Origin of the sequence: Pseudomonas sp. PsB, from assembly GCF_043658375.1 — a bacterium.
In the GTDB taxonomy this organism is placed as follows: Bacteria; Pseudomonadota; Gammaproteobacteria; order Pseudomonadales; family Pseudomonadaceae; genus Aquipseudomonas; species Aquipseudomonas putida_Z.
The window spans coordinates 129119-145365 of the sequence record NZ_JBIGLU010000006.1 but is presented as its reverse complement, the minus strand read 5'-3'; the positions used below and the strand labels follow the sequence as shown (position 1 = coordinate 145365).

13 protein-coding genes are annotated in these 16247 nt (G+C 63.0%); 5 read left to right on the top strand and 8 right to left on the bottom strand.

Translation table 11 applies throughout. The features are described 5' to 3' along the window. Positions 1-10 precede the first annotated feature (10 nt). The 7 genes from algG to yaaA form a co-directional block, all read right to left on the bottom strand. Entirely contained in the window at positions 11-1570 is a 1560-nt protein-coding gene (gene algG / locus ACGLHT_RS10950; RefSeq protein ID WP_085614309.1) for a mannuronan 5-epimerase AlgG, read from the bottom strand. A 22-nt stretch (positions 1571-1592) separates the two neighbouring features. After that, positions 1593-3071 (bottom strand): alginate export family protein, encoded by a 1479-nt coding sequence (locus ACGLHT_RS10945; RefSeq protein WP_075046286.1) that lies wholly within the window; start codon positions 3069-3071, stop codon positions 1593-1595. After that, on the bottom strand, positions 3068-4447 hold the full coding sequence (gene algK, locus ACGLHT_RS10940; RefSeq protein WP_085592167.1) for an alginate biosynthesis TPR repeat lipoprotein AlgK: 1380 nt from the start codon (positions 4445-4447) through the stop codon (positions 3068-3070). Before algK ends, ACGLHT_RS10945 begins: the two co-directional genes overlap by 4 nt. 165 nt (positions 4448-4612) lie before the next feature. Beyond that, positions 4613-5779, bottom strand: coding sequence for an alginate biosynthesis protein Alg44 (locus tag ACGLHT_RS10935; RefSeq protein ID WP_025340581.1), 1167 nt, complete (start codon positions 5777-5779; stop codon positions 4613-4615). A 36-nt stretch (positions 5780-5815) separates the two neighbouring features. Next, positions 5816-7297: a glycosyltransferase family 2 protein gene (locus tag ACGLHT_RS10930; protein WP_084785351.1), complete on the bottom strand. Its 1482-nt coding sequence runs from the start codon at positions 7295-7297 to the stop codon at positions 5816-5818. Positions 7298-7370: 73 nt separating this feature from the next. Further along, complete coding sequence (locus ACGLHT_RS10925) at positions 7371-8687, bottom strand: nucleotide sugar dehydrogenase (RefSeq protein ID WP_085592165.1); 1317 nt, start codon at positions 8685-8687, stop codon at positions 7371-7373. Positions 8688-9552: 865 nt separating this feature from the next. Continuing rightward, a complete protein-coding gene (yaaA, locus tag ACGLHT_RS10920; RefSeq protein WP_274120360.1) occupies positions 9553-10332 on the bottom strand; it encodes a peroxide stress protein YaaA in 780 nt (259 codons plus the stop codon). A gap of 137 nt (positions 10333-10469) precedes the next feature. Between yaaA and ACGLHT_RS10915 the strand changes: the two genes are divergently transcribed. The 5 genes from ACGLHT_RS10915 (at position 10470) to moaE (ending at position 14581) form a co-directional block, all read left to right on the top strand. Beyond that, positions 10470-11597, top strand: coding sequence for a polysaccharide deacetylase family protein (locus ACGLHT_RS10915; RefSeq protein ID WP_274120361.1), 1128 nt, complete (start codon positions 10470-10472; stop codon positions 11595-11597). 308 nt (positions 11598-11905) lie between these two features. Beyond that, the gene (locus tag ACGLHT_RS10910) at positions 11906-13300 is read left to right on the top strand and encodes a PhoH family protein (protein WP_013974146.1); all 1395 of its coding nucleotides are present in this window, start codon (positions 11906-11908) and stop codon (positions 13298-13300) included. A 116-nt stretch (positions 13301-13416) separates the two neighbouring features. Further along, on the top strand, positions 13417-13887 hold the full coding sequence (gene moaC / locus ACGLHT_RS10905; protein WP_003251775.1) for a cyclic pyranopterin monophosphate synthase MoaC: 471 nt from the start codon (positions 13417-13419) through the stop codon (positions 13885-13887). Then, entirely contained in the window at positions 13887-14132 is a 246-nt protein-coding gene (locus tag ACGLHT_RS10900) for a MoaD/ThiS family protein (RefSeq protein WP_274120381.1), read from the top strand. Before moaC ends, ACGLHT_RS10900 begins: the two co-directional genes overlap by 1 nt. Before the next feature lie 2 nt (positions 14133-14134). Next, the gene (gene moaE / locus ACGLHT_RS10895; protein ID WP_075046280.1) at positions 14135-14581 is read left to right on the top strand and encodes a molybdopterin synthase catalytic subunit MoaE; all 447 of its coding nucleotides are present in this window, start codon (positions 14135-14137) and stop codon (positions 14579-14581) included. A gap of 160 nt (positions 14582-14741) precedes the next feature. Here moaE and rhlB read toward each other — a convergent pair whose 3' ends face one another. Next, a complete protein-coding gene (gene rhlB / locus ACGLHT_RS10890; protein WP_025340574.1) occupies positions 14742-16205 on the bottom strand; it encodes an ATP-dependent RNA helicase RhlB in 1464 nt (487 codons plus the stop codon). Positions 16206-16247: the final 42 nt, after the last annotated feature.

Genomic DNA, 16247 nt, shown 5'->3' with positions numbered 1-16247 from the left:
CTGGGCTTCCTTAATCGATCATTTCGGTCTGGCGTTCGACCGGGTCGATCAGCACAGCCTTTTGCTGGCGTACCAGCAGGTCGAGGATTTCGTCCTGGCGTTCGCCCAGTACGCCGTTGAGGCTGATGCCGCTGGCCTTGCGCGGGGCGAGCATGGACACCTTGTACAACTCGACCGACAGCGGCGAGTCGATCGACAGTGGCCCGGAGCCGTTGGCCGCCAGTTCGCCACCGACCAGGATCAGCGACACCTTGGTGTCGAACGGGTCGAGGGCGATGTCGCGGTCGGTGTTGGACAGGTCCTTGATGTGGCCGTATACACCAACCAGGCCGTTGGCCATGGCGACGTTTTCGTACAGGCGGATGTTCACGCTGTTACGCACGCGGATGCCGTGGCGGCGGTTGTTGATCAGCTTGTTGCCCCAGATCAGGTTGTCGCCACTTTCGTACAGGGTGATGCCGTCGGTGTGGTTGCGGTAGATCTCGTTGTAGGCGATCAGGTTGTTGACGCTGTTACGGTCGATCACCACGCCCGAGAGCTTGTTGTCGAAGCTCTTGTTGTTGATGATCCAGCTGTCGTTGACCTCACGCGAAACGATGATGCCGTGCTTCTTCTTGGTGCCGTACACCGTGTTGCCGGCGATGATCAGCCGGTGCGAGCGGTCGTGTGGGTCGATGCCGTAGACGATGTTGTCGCGGTAGGTGCTGTCCTTGACCACGAAGTCCTGGGTCTCGTAGCAGTAGAAGCCGTACCACATGTCGCTGAACTCAGAGCCGATGATCCAGCCGGTGGGTTCCGGGCGGCCCATGCGCTTGGCCATGTTCGGCGTGTACTGCGAGATGCTCACGCCGTACGACTTGGACTTTGCGTAGCCGAAGCTGGCCATTTTCGTATTGACGATGTAGGTCTCGGTGCCGCCCCACGACAGCAGGAACGGGCGGAATTCCTTGGGCGAGCGGAAGGTCGCCGGGCCGTTTTCCTTTTCCCGCCAGCCGGTCACCTGGGTGTCGGTGACGAACAGCTTGCCGTCGTTGACCAGGAACGAACCGCCTTCCTGGGACAGGCGCAGTTGCTTGACCTTGCCGTCGATCTCGAGGATGCCCTTCTGCCCGACCACGATCGGCAGGCGCGCCAGGTACACACCCGGCTCGACTTCGCTGAGGTACTGCTTGGGTACCTTCTTGCTCAGCTCGACCAGGTCGACATGGCCGTCATCGACGAAGATCGCCTGCGGAATGCCATGCTGGCGCTGGACCCACTCGGCCGCCTTGTTGTCGCCGCCGACGAATTCCTTGAGGGTATCCTCCTGGAACATGCGGCGCAGGCTGACCTTGCCCTTGTGGCGGCGGTCGATTTTCTTCTGCACCGCTTCGGCGGTGTAGCCGGTCAGGTCGGGCAGCTTCGGCGGGTCCATGTGCAGCGGCTCGATCGGCGCGCTGGAGACCGTGTAGGTCTTGGCCTGCTGCAGTTCCTTGGCGATCACCTGGGGCTCTGCGGCAGCCACCAGGCCGCTGGCCAGCAGCAAGGCGCTGGCCAACAGGCTGTGACGTAAGTGCGGGTGAAGGTTCATAACGGTAAGTCCTCTACCGGCCTCAGAAGCGCCAGATCACATCGACGAAGGCGCGGTGCATGTACGAGTCCGCTTCCTTGCCGTAGGCATCGCCCGGCTTGAACACGCCGGCACGCAGGCGCACCAGGGCAGATGGCTCGTCGATGGCCTGGCTCATCGAAGCCGGCAGCAGGCCTTGCTTGAAGTACTTGGTCACGACCACGTCCATTTCCTGGCCAAGGTCTTTTTCGCCATCGACCAGCGGGCGGTTCACACCGTTGTCGTTGACCACTGCGTTGATGCCGCTGGAACCGATGTTCTGGTTGCCATCGACACGCCAGAACTTGTGGTAGATGAAGCTGGCGTCGTAGTCGTCGCGCAGCTGCCAGGAGGCGAACAGCGTGGCCGCCTGCAGGTTGCCCAGCTCGCCGCGGAAGGCTTCACCGAAGCGGTGCACGCGCGAACGGGTACCGGTGTAGTTGGAGCGGTTGCTCTCGAGGCCGGTCTGCTCGTAGTTGCTCGAACCGTCGTCGCCACCACCGCCGCTGCCACGGGCATAGGCCGCACCGACCTGCCATTGCGGGTCGAGGCGCAGGCGGATGCCGAGGTCGGTGGCCCAGGCGTTGACATCACCGCTCTGCTTGCCGGTGGCCACGGTGTCGTCACCGACGACCTGGCTGCTGAGGGTGTCGCGATCACCGGTCAGCCAGGTGACGCTGCCCCAGTAGTTGACGGTGTGGTCGTTGCGCCAGTTGTAGGCGTCGCTGTTGGCTTCCAGGCCCAGCCAGGTGAGGTCGCCGGTGCGGGTCTTGTCCAGCGCATCGACGGTTTCGCCCGGGTTCTTCAGGCTGCCGCCGTCGTGGGTGTGGTGGGCGCGTACGCCGACCCAGTGGCCAGGGGTCCACTGCGTGGCGACGTTGCCGTAGAGGTGCGTGCGGTCCTTGTCTTCCGGGGCCAGCTCGGTGAGGTCGGTGCGGTATTCGCTGAAGCGCTGGGCCACGCCCAGGTCGGCCTTGAGCAGGGTGGTGTCGAAGGTCCAGTTCAGCGCCTCGATGTTGGTGTCACGCCACATGCCATCGTCGCTGCGCAGGCGCTGGCGACCGAAACGCAGCTGCTCGCCAGGGTAGGCGGTGAGGCCGCTGTAGCCGACCCAGAATTCGCGCATGGCCAGGTAGCTCTTGTCCTGTTCACGGCCGTCGGCAGCGGTGTCGGTGCTGGTGCCGTCGTCGTTCTGGCGCAGGGTGTCGGTTTCGATGGTGTCGGTCGCGGTGACGGCCTGGCCCATGGCATAGGCGCTCCAGTTGCCACGCTCGCCATATACCCAAGGGCGCAGATCAAGACCGAGGCCGTTGACGTCGCCGCCGGAGCGGGTGCCCAGGTCACGGTCGTCTTCCGACTGGCCGGTGATTTTCACATCCAGGCCGAAGTTCTTTTCAGCGGTCATTTCCGCCAGGGTCGGGCAGGACCACAGCAGGGCGAAGCTCAGGCCGATGCCAGCTTTCACGAAGGGATTGAGCGTCATAGCGAGTCCTCACCGGTTACTTCTTTTTCGTCGTCTTGCAGGGCTTCGATGGCCAGGGTGCTGTTGGCGCCCTGGCTCATGCTGCCGCGCGCCTGCTTTTCTTGTGCCAGCAGTTGCTGGGCCTGGCTGCGCTGGTCAGGCGTAAGTTGCTGGTCGAGCTGCTGCAGCAATTCAGCGGACTGCGGCGACGGGTTGGCCTGGGCCAGCTGGGCGAATACCCAGGCGTTGCCCGGTTGCGGGCGAATGCCGTGGCCTTCGCTGAACAGCTGGGCCAGGGCATAGTCGGCGCTGTTCTGCCCACCACGGGCGGCGGCCAGCAGGTGGTCGACGGCCTTTTGTGGCTCGACGTTGCCCAGGTAGCCGCGGCGGTACAGCTGGCCCAGGTAGTAATGGGCGCTGACTTCGCCGGCGTCGGCGGCAGCCTGCAGGTGTTGTTCGGCTTTGGCCGCGTCCGCAGGCACGGTCTTGCCTTCGTAGTACAGGCGGCCCAGCAACAGTTCGGCGCGTGGCTGTTCGGCTTCGCGGCCCTTGTCGATGTAGGCCATCAGCTGGTCGGTATCGCCCAGCTCGGGGAAGTCGTACACCAGTTGCGCCAGGCTGACCCAGGACGCCGGGTTGGCCGGGGCCACCTGCTCGAGCAGGTCCTTGGCGGTTTTCTCGTCGGTCTGGCCGAGGCTGCGGTCAGCCAGTACCCGGGCAACGCTGTCGACCCGGGTGGCCGGTACTGCGCCGCGGGCGTAGGCAGCCTTGAGCTGGCCGAGCAGGGCAGCCTGCTGGTCCGCCTGGCCGCGCTTCTGGTACACGGTGGCCAGTTCGACGTAGCAGATGTCGGTGGTGTTCAGCGCGGCCTTGCAAATTTTCTCCACTTCGCCCAGGTGCTGGTCGTAGGTGCCCTGGGTGCGGTACAGCAGCACCTGGGCCAGGCCCGCTTCCGGGTTGCCGGCGGCGCGCCACTGGTCGATCTGCTGCTGCGCGTTGACCTTGGGGAAGCTCTGCGGGTAGCTCAGGTAGAGCATTGCCAGCGGGATCAGGGTGTTGCTTTCGCCCTGCTTGGCGGCTTGCTTGAGCAGGGTTTCGGCTTCTTCGCGCTCGGCCTGGGTGCTGTCGGGCTTGGCCACCAGCAGGCGGCCAAGGCGCGCCTGGGCACGCGGCGAAATGGCGGCCGCGGCACGGTAGGTGGCCTCGGCTTCCTTGATTTTCGCCGGATCGCGGGTGGCGACCTTGATGTCGGCCAGGCCCACTTGCGCTTCGCTGTAGCCCAGGTCGGCCAGCGCCTTGTAGTTGCGCTCGGCCAGTGCCGTGTCACCGCGCTTCATGGCTTCGTTGGCCAGGCGCTGGTCGGGCAGGCCCGCACAGCCGGCCAGGGCGATGGCCATGGCCAGGCCACACAAACCAAGGTTCACACGAACTCTGTGGGAGCTGGCTTGCCGGCGATTGGCCAGTGCAGGCGATACATCTGCTGGGCGAGTGCTGCGCACTCGATCGCCGGCAAGCCAGCTCCCACAGGTATCGGGTTGTCTGCTAGTCATAGGCTTGTCCTCTTACAGCCCACGGGCCATGGCTTTGTCGATCAGCCAGTTCAGCGATGGGCCACGGTCGCTGTTGACCGAAGCCGGGCGACCGGCGAGTTCGGCGGGCAGGGCGCTGTCGGGCTTGATCTGCACGCGGATGTCGGCGGCCAGGTCTTCGCTGTTGAGGCTGGCACTGCTGACGATCTGGCCGGTGCGTACTTCGTCTTCGCCGGCTACCTGGAAGTTGACCCGGGTACCTGGCTTGACCTCGTCGAACTGGCGGTAGGTGAAGCGCGCCTCGATCATCGGGTTGGTGGTCCGCGGGATCAGCTGGAAGATCGGCTGGCCCTTGGCGGCGTACTGGCCGTTGTCCACGAGCTGGCGGGCAACCACGCAATCACACGGGCTGGTGAGGGTGCCGGACAGCTGCTTGCCGAACAGCTCCTCGATTTTCGCCGGCTCCAGCTGTGCGTCTTCCAGGTTGCCCTTGAGCATGTCCAGCATGCTGGTGGTGAAGCTGGCCAGTGGCGCGCCCTTGGCGATCTGCCCACCGCTTTCGACCAGGCTGTTCACGGTGCCGTCGCGCGGCATGGTGACGTTGGTGGTGGGTACCGCGACCACGCCGGCCTCGGCATGGCTGACGAAGTACATGCCGTACAGCGACTTGGCGATGAAGCCGAAGGCGGCGACACCGACCACGAACACGCCGAGGGTGACGGTGACCGCCTTGAGGCGGCCGAAGGCGCTCAGGCCGGCACCGCCGTCCTTCTGCTTGCGCGCCTTGGTGAAGTTGTCGCGCTGCAAGGTGCTGAGCACATCGCCGGCAGTGATCAGCTCACCCGACAGGTGCGAGGTGATGATGTGGCGCAGCGTGGCGATATCGCGGGGCTCGAGGTTCTGGAACTGGGCGCCGGTACGGCCACTGCCCGGGTTGTAGGAGCGCACCTGGAACTCGATGTCCATCGACAGGCCGAGGTTGTCGACCGTGAACTGCAGCCGCCCGCGGAGCACGTCGCCAACCGACAGTGGTTGCTTGGTGTGGAAGCTCAGGCCACCGGCGGAGAGGTCGTCGACCTTCACATCGTGGGCCTGGCGCTGAGGGTCGAGGAACCGCAGCTTGGCGGGGATGCGTACCCGGGCATGCTGGCGCTGGGCTTCGGACTCATGCACGACGTTGACGTTCACGGCGGTATTCATGTGGTTTGTTCCTGTTAGTTCCGATCCGGGTTGGGCTCACACGACCATGAACAGCACAGCAACGAAGATGCTGGCAGCCGAGAAGGTCATGGTCCGCGAGGACCAGGTGTTGAACCATTGTTGAAAGCTGGCGAGGTCACGCTTGAGGGCAGTGGGCTGACGCGTCCAGGACTGCTTGTCGAGGCGGAAGAACACGTAGATCTTCATCAGCGCGCCGATGATCTGGTTGTAATAGAGAATCAGCGGGTAGGCCGGGCCGACGTTGTGGCCGGAGCACAGCAGCATGATGGTGAGGATCAGGCGGGTGATGCCGATCCACAGCAGGTACACCAGCAGGAAGCCCAGGCCGAACTTGAGGCTGGCGATCACCGCCACGGTCAGGCCCAGCAGGCTGGTCCACATCGACACGCGCTGGTCGAACAGCACGATGCTGGTGAACAGCCCCAGCCGGCGCAGGCCCAGGCCAAGCGCGCGGGAGTTCTGCCGCAGGTTGTTGCCGTACCAGCGGTACATCAGCTTGCGGCTGGCCTTGAGGAAGCTCTTCTCCGGCGGGTGCTCGACCGTGTTGATGGCGGCGTCCGGCACGTAGAAGGTGTCGTAGCCCAGGCGCATCAGGCTGAACCAGCTGGACTTGTCGTCACCGGTGAGGAACTTGAAGCGGCCCAGGCGCCAGTGCATCAGCGAGTCGCTTTCGACGTCGGCGATGAACTCGGGGTTGGTCACCACGCTGGCGCGGAACATCGACATGCGCCCGGTCATGGTCAGCACGCGCTTGGACAGGGCCATCGAGCACATGTTGATGTGGCGCTGGGCAAAGCGCAGCTTGTGCCACTCGCTCATGATGTAGCCGCCACGCACTTCGCAGAACTCGTTGGTGGTCAGGCCGCCGACGTTGGGGAACAGCTTGAACCACGGCACGGTCTTGCGTACCACGCCATCGCCCAGCACGGTGTCGCCGTCGATCACCGCCACCACGGCGTTCTCGTCCGGCAGCATGCGCGAAATCGCACGGAAACCGTAGGCCAGGCCGTCGCGCTTGCCGGTACCGGCGATGCGCACGATGTCCAGCTTCACGTGGGCTGGCGGGTTGTATTTGGCCCACAGGCTTTTCACCAGCAGTTCGTCCGACATCTCCACCAGCGAGCAGACCACGGTGGTGGGGAAGCCACAGTTGATCGCCTCGCGGATCACCGAGCTGTACACCTGGGCGGTGGTGAGTGCTTCGATGCGGAAGCTGGTCACCATCAGGTACACGTGGGACGGGTCGGCGTCCTTGCCCATCTTCTGCACCTTGCGGCGCAGGTGCGGGTACACGCCGTAGAGGAAGATCATGCCGCGGATGAAATGGGTGGCGCCCATGGAATAGCGCCAGATGCCGACTGCGCCGACCAGGAAGATGAAGTGCTTCGACTGCGAGTCGAAGATATCGGCTGGCAGGGCCAGGGCGATCAGCATGAGCAGACTCATGTAGAGCAGCCAACCGGCGCACTGCAACAGCACTGTCTGGATCCTTTGCATGTTCAGCATCCGTCGAGAATTCGGGAAAAGGTGGGCAGCGGGGGTGGGGAGGCCCCCGCTGCCCGGCCAGCACTTACCAGCAGATGCCTTCGGTACGGCTGGTGGCGCAGGTCGGTTTGCTCATGAAGCCGACCAGGTCGATCACGTGCTTGCCGGCCGGCGCTTGCTGGGCCAGTGCACGGAACTGCTCGTCACGGTTGCCCAGGACGATGATGTCGGCGTTGTCGATCACCTTCTGGAAGTCGGCGTTGAGCAGCGACGACACGTGCGGGATCTTCGACTCGATGTAGTCCTTGTTGGCGCCGTGGACGCGGGCGTACTGGACGTTCTCGTCGTAGATGTCCAGCTGGTAGCCCTTGCCGATCAGGCGTTCGGCCAGTTCCACCAGCGGGCTTTCACGCAGGTCGTCGGTGCCGGCCTTGAAGCTCAGGCCGAGCAGGGCGACCTTGCGCTTGTCGTGGGCTTCGATCAGCTCGAAGGCGTTCTGCACCTGCGATTCGTTGCTGCGCATCAGCGAGTCGAGCAGCGGTGCGCGTACATCGAGGCTGGCGGCGCGATAGGTGAGGGCGCGTACGTCCTTGGGCAGGCACGAGCCGCCGAACGCGAAGCCAGGGCGCATGTAGTACTGGGACAGGTTCAGCACTTTGTCCTGGCAGACCACGTCCATCACGTCACGGCCATCCACGCCTACGGCCTTGGCAATGTTGCCGATCTCGTTGGCGAAGGTGACCTTGGTGGCGTGCCACACGTTGCAGGTGTACTTGATCATCTCGGCCACTTCGATCGGCTTGCGGATGATCGGGGCGTCGAGCTCTTCGTACAGGGCCTGCAGGATGTCGCCGCTGGCGGTGTCCAGTTCGCCGATGACGGTCATCGGTGGCTGGTCGTAGTCCTTGATCGCGGTGCTTTCACGCAGGAATTCCGGGTTGACCGCAACGCCGAAGTCGACGCCGGCTTTCTTGCCCGAGCAGTCTTCGAGGATCGGGATCACCACGTTCTTCACGGTGCCCGGCAGCACGGTGCTGCGTACCACGATGGTGTGGCGGCGCTCGCTGTCACGCAGCACGTAGCCGATTTCGCGGCACACCGACTCGATGTACTCGAGGCCCAGGTCGCCGTTCTTCTTGCTTGGGGTACCCACGCAGATCATCGATACGTCGCTGGCACGGATGGCTTCGGCGAAATCGGTAGTACCGCGCAGGCGGCCGTTGGCGATGCCCTGTTGCAGCAGTGCTTCCAGGCCAGGTTCGACGATGGGCGACTTGCCCTGATTGATCAGGTCGATCTTGGTGCTGGACACGTCCACACCGATCACTTCATGGCCTCGCGCCGTCAGGCAGCCTGCACAGACCGCACCCACATAACCCAAACCAAAGATGCTGATACGCATCGCTATCACCTCATGTGTTTATCACGTCGGCACCTCCGGGGAGAGCCGGACTGGGTTGATTAACAACAGTTTTCGGGCGCACGGATCCATGGCGAAATGCACACTTCGCCGAGCGCAGGCAAAATAAATCCGGAGCGCAAAAAGTTATGCACTCAAATGTGGCAGTAAAAAGCCATTAATTAAAAAACGTGCCCTGGAATGCAGCCGTCTTTATTGCAAGGCGCTACGTGGCGCTTTGCTGTGCTTGTTTTTTCAAGTGGAAAAATCCTTTGAAATCAACCACTAGGACGAATTGAAAGGGACGCGTCTCTCCTGCATGGACAGGGTCTTCGGGGATTGCCCGTCATACCTGTCGAAGTTGTTGGGGCTGGTAGTGGATACCTGCCGTTGTCATCTGTAAGTCATCTCTCACAGCCCGGGGGCAGGAAAATCGTTACGGCACTATGAGCGATTCGTCGTAGCAGAAGTTCCGGGGTGGGTTCGGCGTGGATGAAAGATTTCTAAATATTTTTTCAGTGGCAGACAATTTCAATCTGATAGCACACGGGTGTTTTGCCCCGATATATAAAGGGCGAAACTGTTGCGAGATATTTTTATGCCAGCATCGAAAAATATTTTGAAAAATTCGTCAAAAAAGCTACGAACGGTCTTATGGCGTTTGTCTATAAGTCGCGGCTTGTCGATTTTTTGGCGTCGGATTTGTGGCGTGATGGCGATATGAAGTGTGCCCTGTTGCAGGGCAAAGGCGGGGAGAAATGTTTTTGCCCATTCGCGGGCACGCCCGCTCCCACAGGTTGGTCACTGACCTTGAATTCAGTGGCATACCTGTGGGAGCGGGCGTGCCCGCGAAAACGGTGCTACAGGCTTACTCGGTGGGATGATCCCGCAGGAACACCAGGTGGTCCGGCTTCGACTGTTCGGCACTATAGTAGTACCCCTGCACATCGAACTGCTTGAGCTGCTCCGGGTCGCTGATGCGCTGCTGGATGACGAAGCGGCTCATCATGCCGCGGGCTTTCTTGGCGTAGAAGCTGATGATCTTGTACTGGCCGTTCTTCAGGTCCTTGAAGTCGACGTTGATCACCTGGGCCTTCAGCGCGCTGCGTTTCACCGCACTGAAATACTCGTTGCTGGCCAGGTTCAGCAGCACGTCATCGCCCTGTTCGGCCAGGGCCTGGTTCAGCCATTCACTGATGCGCGTGCCCCAGAAGGCGTACAGGTCCTTGCCGCGGGCGTTGGCCAGCTTGGTGCCCATTTCCAGACGGTAGGGTTGCATCAGGTCGAGCGGGCGCAGCAGGCCATACAGGCCCGAAAGCATGCGCAAGTGCTGCTGTGCGTAGCTCAAGTCGTCCTCGCCCAGGCTTTCGGCGTCGAGGCCGGTATACACGTCACCTTTGAACGCCAGCAGCGCCTGCTTGGCATTGGCCGGGGTGAAGTCCGGGGTCCAGCTGCCGAAGCGCGCGGCATTCAGGCCGGCGAGCTTGTCGGACAGGTGCATCAGTTCGCTGATCTGCGCCGGCGACAGGTCGCGCAGCTGCTGGATCAGCTCCTGGGAGTCGTCCAGGTACTGGGGCAGGGTGAAACGCTCGGTCACCGGCGGGGTGTCGTAGTCGAGGGTCTTGGCGGGGGAAATCACCGTCAGCATCGGGTCGGCTCCTGGCATCGTTGGCCGGGAATTCTACGGGCTGGGCGGTGCAAGTCCAAACTATGGCGACGATAGTCACAGACCATGGCCGGTGCAGAGGCTATAGTGCGCGTTTCGCCGTTGCGGAGCCTTCAACCGTGCGTATTGCCTCTGCCTTGCTGGCCGCTCTGCTGAGCCTGGCCGTGCAAGCCGCCCCTTCACCCCAGGTGAGCCTGGACCGCAGCCTGTGGCCCGAACAGCTGGACAGCCCGGCGTTGTTCGATGTGGCCTCGCGGGCCGAGATCTTCTCGTTCGCCCAGGTGCTGCACGAAAGCGAACTGCTGGACGACGCGGCGCTGGCGGCACGCTTGGGGCTACGGCAGGTCAACCTGCAGAAGGTGCGCCTGGTGCGGGCGCGCATGTGGCAGCGGTTGTGGGAAGGTTATCAACAGGCGCAGCGCAGTTGCGAGCAGGATGCGTCGTTCTGCTACCCGGTGACGTCGATGGCGGAGTTGCGTACGCAAGCGGCGACGTTCGCTGCCGATGTCGGCACTTTCTACACCGATTGGATCGAGCCGAGCCACCAGTTCCATGTGCGTTACCTGGACGAACAACTGCGCAAGGCGGCGTTGCTGCCGCAGACCAGCAGCGAGGTGGAGCGGCTGTCCTCACGCGAGCGCAATGGGGATGAACTGAACGACCGCATGTTCCTGCTGACCTTCGTCGGCGGGCCCGGGCCGGATGGCGGCAGTACCGACCTGCTGGCTGATTACCTGCGCCGGCAAAAGCTTGAAGGCACGTTCTTCGTGCTCGGCAACCGCCTGCAGCAACGCCGCGACGCCGGGGCGGCAGATGCCTTGCGCCAGCTCTATGGCGGGCAGTGCGTGGGGATACAGGGTTGGGAGTACCGCTCCCATGCGCAGTGGACAGGCTGGCAGGACTCGCTGCGGCGTAGCCAGGCGCGGGTGCAGGCCGACCTGCCGGAGCAGTATGTGCCGTTGTTTCGCCCGCCTTACGGGCAGCGTCGGGCCGATGGCGAGGCGTTCATGGCCAGCCAGCAGTTGCAGGTATCGTTGTGGGACATCGATGCCCAGGATGATGGCGCACTGAGCGCCGAGGCCTCTGCCCAGCGGGTGCTGACCTTGATGTTGCTGTGGCGTAAGGGGGTGATCCAGTTCCATGACAGCCTGCCCAAGGCGCAGCCGGCGGTGGAGTGGTTGTTGCGCAATACGGCGCAGAGCGGGATTGGTTGGGAAGATTGCCAAGCTTATGGCTTGAGGGGGTAGGGGGCCGCAAAGCGCCCCTCAGCAATGCCAGCCTGATTTTTGACTGTAGTCCTCACGCGCCCCCTCGCCAACCCCTGTTCGTCATTTGGAAAAATAAACTTCACCTGCACGTAAAAAGACTTTTTTTAGTCATCATTTTTGCGGTATGAAGAAACCAGACAGCCGATACCTGCAGCACAGGTGGCGTCATCCAGGCCCACCTAGCCAGGTTCGCTTCCCGCCCGTAACAACGCGGATACGGGGACAGCGGCAGTCACTCTGCGGCGTAACAGACCACGCCGTGTGGCTTCGACATAAGGTGACCGAGTATGGATGACCAAGGACGCAACCCTTCCTCCAGCAAGCCTATCCTGTATGTGCTCGATACCAACGTCCTGATTCACGACCCCAACGCGTTACTGAACTTCGAGGAGCACCATGTCGCCATCCCGATGACGGTGCTGGAGGAACTCGACAAGCTCAAGACCGGCAAACAGACCATCGCCGCCGAATGCCGCCAGGCCATTCGGCTGATCGACCAGACCCTTGGTGACGCCTCGCCCAGCGATGTCGAGCAGGGCGTGCCGATCCAGCGTGGCAAGAGCGGGCCCAAGGGCTTCCTGTCCATCCTGATGACTCCGCGCAACGAGCCGAACAAGCTGCTGCCGGAAAACCTCAACGACAACATCATCATCAACCAGTTGCTCGAAGTACGGGCCCGGCGCACCGACCTGGACGTTGTGCTGGTCACCAAAGACATCAACATGCGCCTGAAGGCGCGTGCCTGTGGCATCGCGGCCGAGGACTACAGCACCGACCAACTGGTCGATGACGTGTCCTTGCTGTCCAAGGGCTACCATTCGGTCACCGGCTCGTTCTGGGACCGGGTGAGCAAGGTCGATACCCGCCAGGAGCGTGGCCGCACCTGGCACCGCGTGCAATTGATCGACAACCTGCCGGCGGTTCACGTCAACGAGTTCATCATCGATGAACAGGGCTTCGTCGGCTGGATCAAGGGTATTCGCAACGATGAGCTGCTGTTGCTCGACCTGCACCAGGAACCGCTGCTGCACCAGGAAGCCTGGGGCCTGAAGCCGCGTGACATCCACCAGAGCCTGGCGCTGTTCGCCCTGCTCGACCCGGATATCCACCTGGTCAACCTGACCGGCGCCGCCGGTTCCGGCAAGACCATCCTGGCCCTGGCCGCGGCCATCGAACAGACCATGGTCAGCAAGCGCTACCGGCGCATCATCGCCACCCGCAGCGTGCAGGGGCTGGACCAGGAGATCGGCTTCCTGCCGGGCACCGAGGCCGAGAAGATGGAACCGTGGCTGGGCGCCATCACCGACAACCTCGAAGCTTTGCACATGGATGACGAGAGCACCCATGGCAGCGTCGAGTACATCCTCGAGCGCGTGCCGTTGCAGTTCAAATCGCTGAACTACATCCGTGGCCGTAGCTTCCAGCAGAGCCTGATCCTGATCGACGAGTGCCAGAACCTGACGCCGCACCAGATGAAAACCATCATCACCCGTGCCGGCTCCGGGTCCAAGGTGGTCTGCCTGGGCAACCTGGCGCAGATCGACACCCCCTACCTGTCCGCGACCAGCTCGGGCCTGACCTACCTGACCGAGCGCTTCAAGGACTTCCCCCATGGCGTGCACATCACCCTGCAGGGCGTGCCACGCTCGGTGCTGGCGGAGTACGCCGAGTCGCATCTGTAACCCTCTTCGCCGGGCGGTTCGCCGCCCGGCCTTTTCGCGGGCACGGTTGACGCACCCCTCTGCTCAAACCTGACTCACAGGTTTACACTGCAAGTTCCCTTCACAGGAGCAGAGCAGTGCTGACACATCTTGATTCCCAGGGGCGGGCCAACATGGTCGACGTCACTGAAAAGGCCGTGACCGAGCGCGAGGCCACCGCCGAGGCGCGGGTGCGCATGTTGCCGCAGACCTTGCAGATGATCGTCGACGGTGAACATCCCAAGGGCGACGTGTTCGCCGTGGCGCGCATTGCCGGGATCCAGGCGGCGAAGAAGACCAGCGACCTGATCCCGCTGTGCCACCCATTGATGCTGACCAGCGTCAAGGTCGAGCTCAGCGCCGAGGGGCAGGACGCCGTGCGTATCGTCGCCCGCTGCAAGCTGGCCGGGCAGACCGGCGTGGAGATGGAGGCGCTGACCGCCGCCAGCGTTGCCGCGCTGACGATCTATGACATGTGCAAGGCTGTGGATAAAGGTATGGTCATCGAGCAGGTGCGCCTGCTGGAAAAACTCGGCGGCAAGAGCGGCCACTACAAGGTGGAGGCGTGATGAAGGTCAAGGTGATGTACTTCGCCCGTTACCGCGAACTGCTGGGTGTGGATTTCGAGCGGGTGGAGGGCGCGTTCAAGGTGCTCGACGATGTGCGCCAGGCCTTGGTGGCCAAGGGCGGGCAGTACGAAGTGCTGGCCGAGCAGAACCTGATGTGTGCACGCAACGAAGAACTGTGCAAGCTCGATGAGCCGCTGGAAGAGGGCGATGAAGTGGCATTCTTCCCGCCGGTTACCGGAGGCTGAACATGGCTGTGCGAGTACAGGTAGGCGCGTTCGACCCGGGGGCCGAGACCAATGCCATGCACGCGGCGAATGTCGGCGTGGGCGCGGTGGTCGGTTTTGTCGGCTACGTGCGGGATTTCAACGATGGCCGTGAAGTGGCGGGGATGTTCCTCGAGCACTATCCGGGCATGACCGAAAAGGCCCTGGCCAAGATCGTGGTCGAGGCCGAGCAGCGCTGGCCGCTGCTCAAGGTGGAGGTGCTGCACCGCATCGGTGCGCTGGAGCCGGGCGAACCGATCGTGTTCGTCGGTGTGGCCAGTGCCCATCGGCAGGCGGCGTTCGATGCCTGCAACTTCATCATGGACTACCTGAAGACCCGGGCGCCGTTCTGGAAGAAGGAAAATACCCAGGAAGGGGCACGGTGGGTGGAAGGGAAGCAGAGTGACCAGGATGCCGCTGGGCGCTGGTAGCCAAGGCTGCGCTGATTCCTTGTAGGAGCGGCCTTGTGTCGCGAAAGGGCCGCATGGCGGCCCCAGGATTTCAGCATTAATGCAGAGATTGCTGGGGCCGCGATGCGGCCCTTTCGCGACACAAGGCCGCTCCTACAGAGGGCAGGCCAGCGCTGATGAATCAGTGATGCTTGCGCGGCACCGGCTTCAGCAGCTCATCCGGCGGCATTTCACACTTGATCTTGCGCCCCAGCAGCTCTTCGATCGCGGGCAGCTGGTACGAGTCATCCTCGCCGGCAAAGCTGATCGACACACCACTGGTGCCCGCACGGCCTGTCCGGCCAATGCGGTGCACGTAGTCGTCCGGGTCTTCCGGCAGGGTGAAGTTGATCACGTGGCTGATGCCATCGATGTGAATGCCACGCCCCGCCACGTCGGTGGCCACCAGCACGGTGATGCGCCCTTCGCGGAAGTTCTCCAGGGTACGGATACGCTTGTGCTGCGGCACGTCGCCCGACAACTGCGCGGCATTGATGCCGTCGCGCACGAGTTTTTCCTCGATGCGCCGCACTTCGTCCTTGCGGTTGGCGAACACCATCACCCGTTCCCACTTGTTCTGGGTCACCAGGTTGTACAGCAGCTTGTACTTGTCGCTGCCGGCCACCGCATAGACGTGCTGCTCCACCGTTTCGCTGGCAACGTTCTCCGGCTCGATCTCGACGATGGCCGGGTTGGTGGTCCATTGCTTGGCCAGGTTCATCACGTCGTCGGTGAAGGTGGCGGAGAACAGCAGGGTCTGGCGCTCGCTTTTCGGCGGCGTCTGGCGAATGATCTGGCGCACCTGGGGGATGAAACCCATGTCGAGCATGCGGTCGGCTTCGTCCAGCACCATCACCTCGACCATGTCCAGGTGCACCTCGCCGCGCTGGTTGAAGTCCAGCAGGCGGCCCGGAGTGGCCACCAGGATGTCGCAATGGCGCGCTTCCAGGGCCTTGAGCTGCTTGTCGAAGTCCATGCCGCCGACAAAGCTCATCACGTTCAGGCCGGTGTACTTGGTCAGGGCGATGGCATCCTTGGCGATCTGCACCACCAGCTCGCGTGTTGGCGCGATGATCAGTGCGCGTGGCTCGCCCATGTAGCGTTCCTTCGGCGGCGGCGTCTGCTGCAGCTGGGAAATGATCGAGATCAGGAACGCCGCAGTCTTGCCGGTACCGGTCTGGGCCCGGCCGATGGCGTCCTGGCCACGCAGGGTGTAACCCAGCACCTGTGCCTGGATCGGCGTGCAGTACGGGAAGCCCAGGTCGTGGATGGCGTGCATCACCTCGTTGGACAGCTTGAAATCGTGGAAGCGGGTCTTGCCTTCCTGCGGCTCGACCACGAAGTCTTCCGGTTTCCACAGGCTGGCCTGCGGCTTGGGCTTGCGCTCGCGACGCGGTTTGTCCTTGGCCGGCTTGTCGGCGGCTGGCGTAACGGCGGCAGGCTGTTCGGCCTGTGGCGCTGGGGTGGCGCGTGGGGCGGCCGGTTTTGCCGCAGGCTGGGCCTCGCTGGCGGGTGCGGGCGCAGGCAGCGTCACGCTGGCAGCAGGAGCGACGGCCTGTGGCGCGGCGTCTCCCTTGCCGAAAATTTTCTTGAGTGCCTTGAGCACGATCGTCTCGTCAACTGGTTAAGGAATGTACGCCGGGCAGTG

Bases quoted from the DNA above. Each gene is read 5' to 3' on its own strand.
- algG (WP_085614309.1), bottom strand. From the start codon at position 1,570: ATGAACCTTCACCCGCACTTACGTCACAGCCTGTTGGCCAGCGCCTTG.
- ACGLHT_RS10945 (WP_075046286.1), bottom strand. From the start codon at position 3,071: ATGACGCTCAATCCCTTCGTGAAAGCTGGCATCGGCCTGAGCTTCGCC.
- algK (WP_085592167.1), bottom strand. From the start codon at position 4,447: ATGGCCATCGCCCTGGCCGGCTGTGCGGGCCTGCCCGACCAGCGCCTG.
- ACGLHT_RS10935 (WP_025340581.1), bottom strand. From the start codon at position 5,779: ATGAATACCGCCGTGAACGTCAACGTCGTGCATGAGTCCGAAGCCCAG.
- ACGLHT_RS10930 (WP_084785351.1), bottom strand. From the start codon at position 7,297: ATGCAAAGGATCCAGACAGTGCTGTTGCAGTGCGCCGGTTGGCTGCTC.
- ACGLHT_RS10925 (WP_085592165.1), bottom strand. From the start codon at position 8,687: ATGCGTATCAGCATCTTTGGTTTGGGTTATGTGGGTGCGGTCTGTGCA.
- yaaA (WP_274120360.1), bottom strand. From the start codon at position 10,332: ATGCTGACGGTGATTTCCCCCGCCAAGACCCTCGACTACGACACCCCG.
- ACGLHT_RS10910 (WP_013974146.1), top strand. From the start codon at position 11,906: ATGGATGACCAAGGACGCAACCCTTCCTCCAGCAAGCCTATCCTGTAT.
- ACGLHT_RS10900 (WP_274120381.1), top strand. From the start codon at position 13,887: ATGAAGGTCAAGGTGATGTACTTCGCCCGTTACCGCGAACTGCTGGGT.
- moaE (WP_075046280.1), top strand. From the start codon at position 14,135: ATGGCTGTGCGAGTACAGGTAGGCGCGTTCGACCCGGGGGCCGAGACC.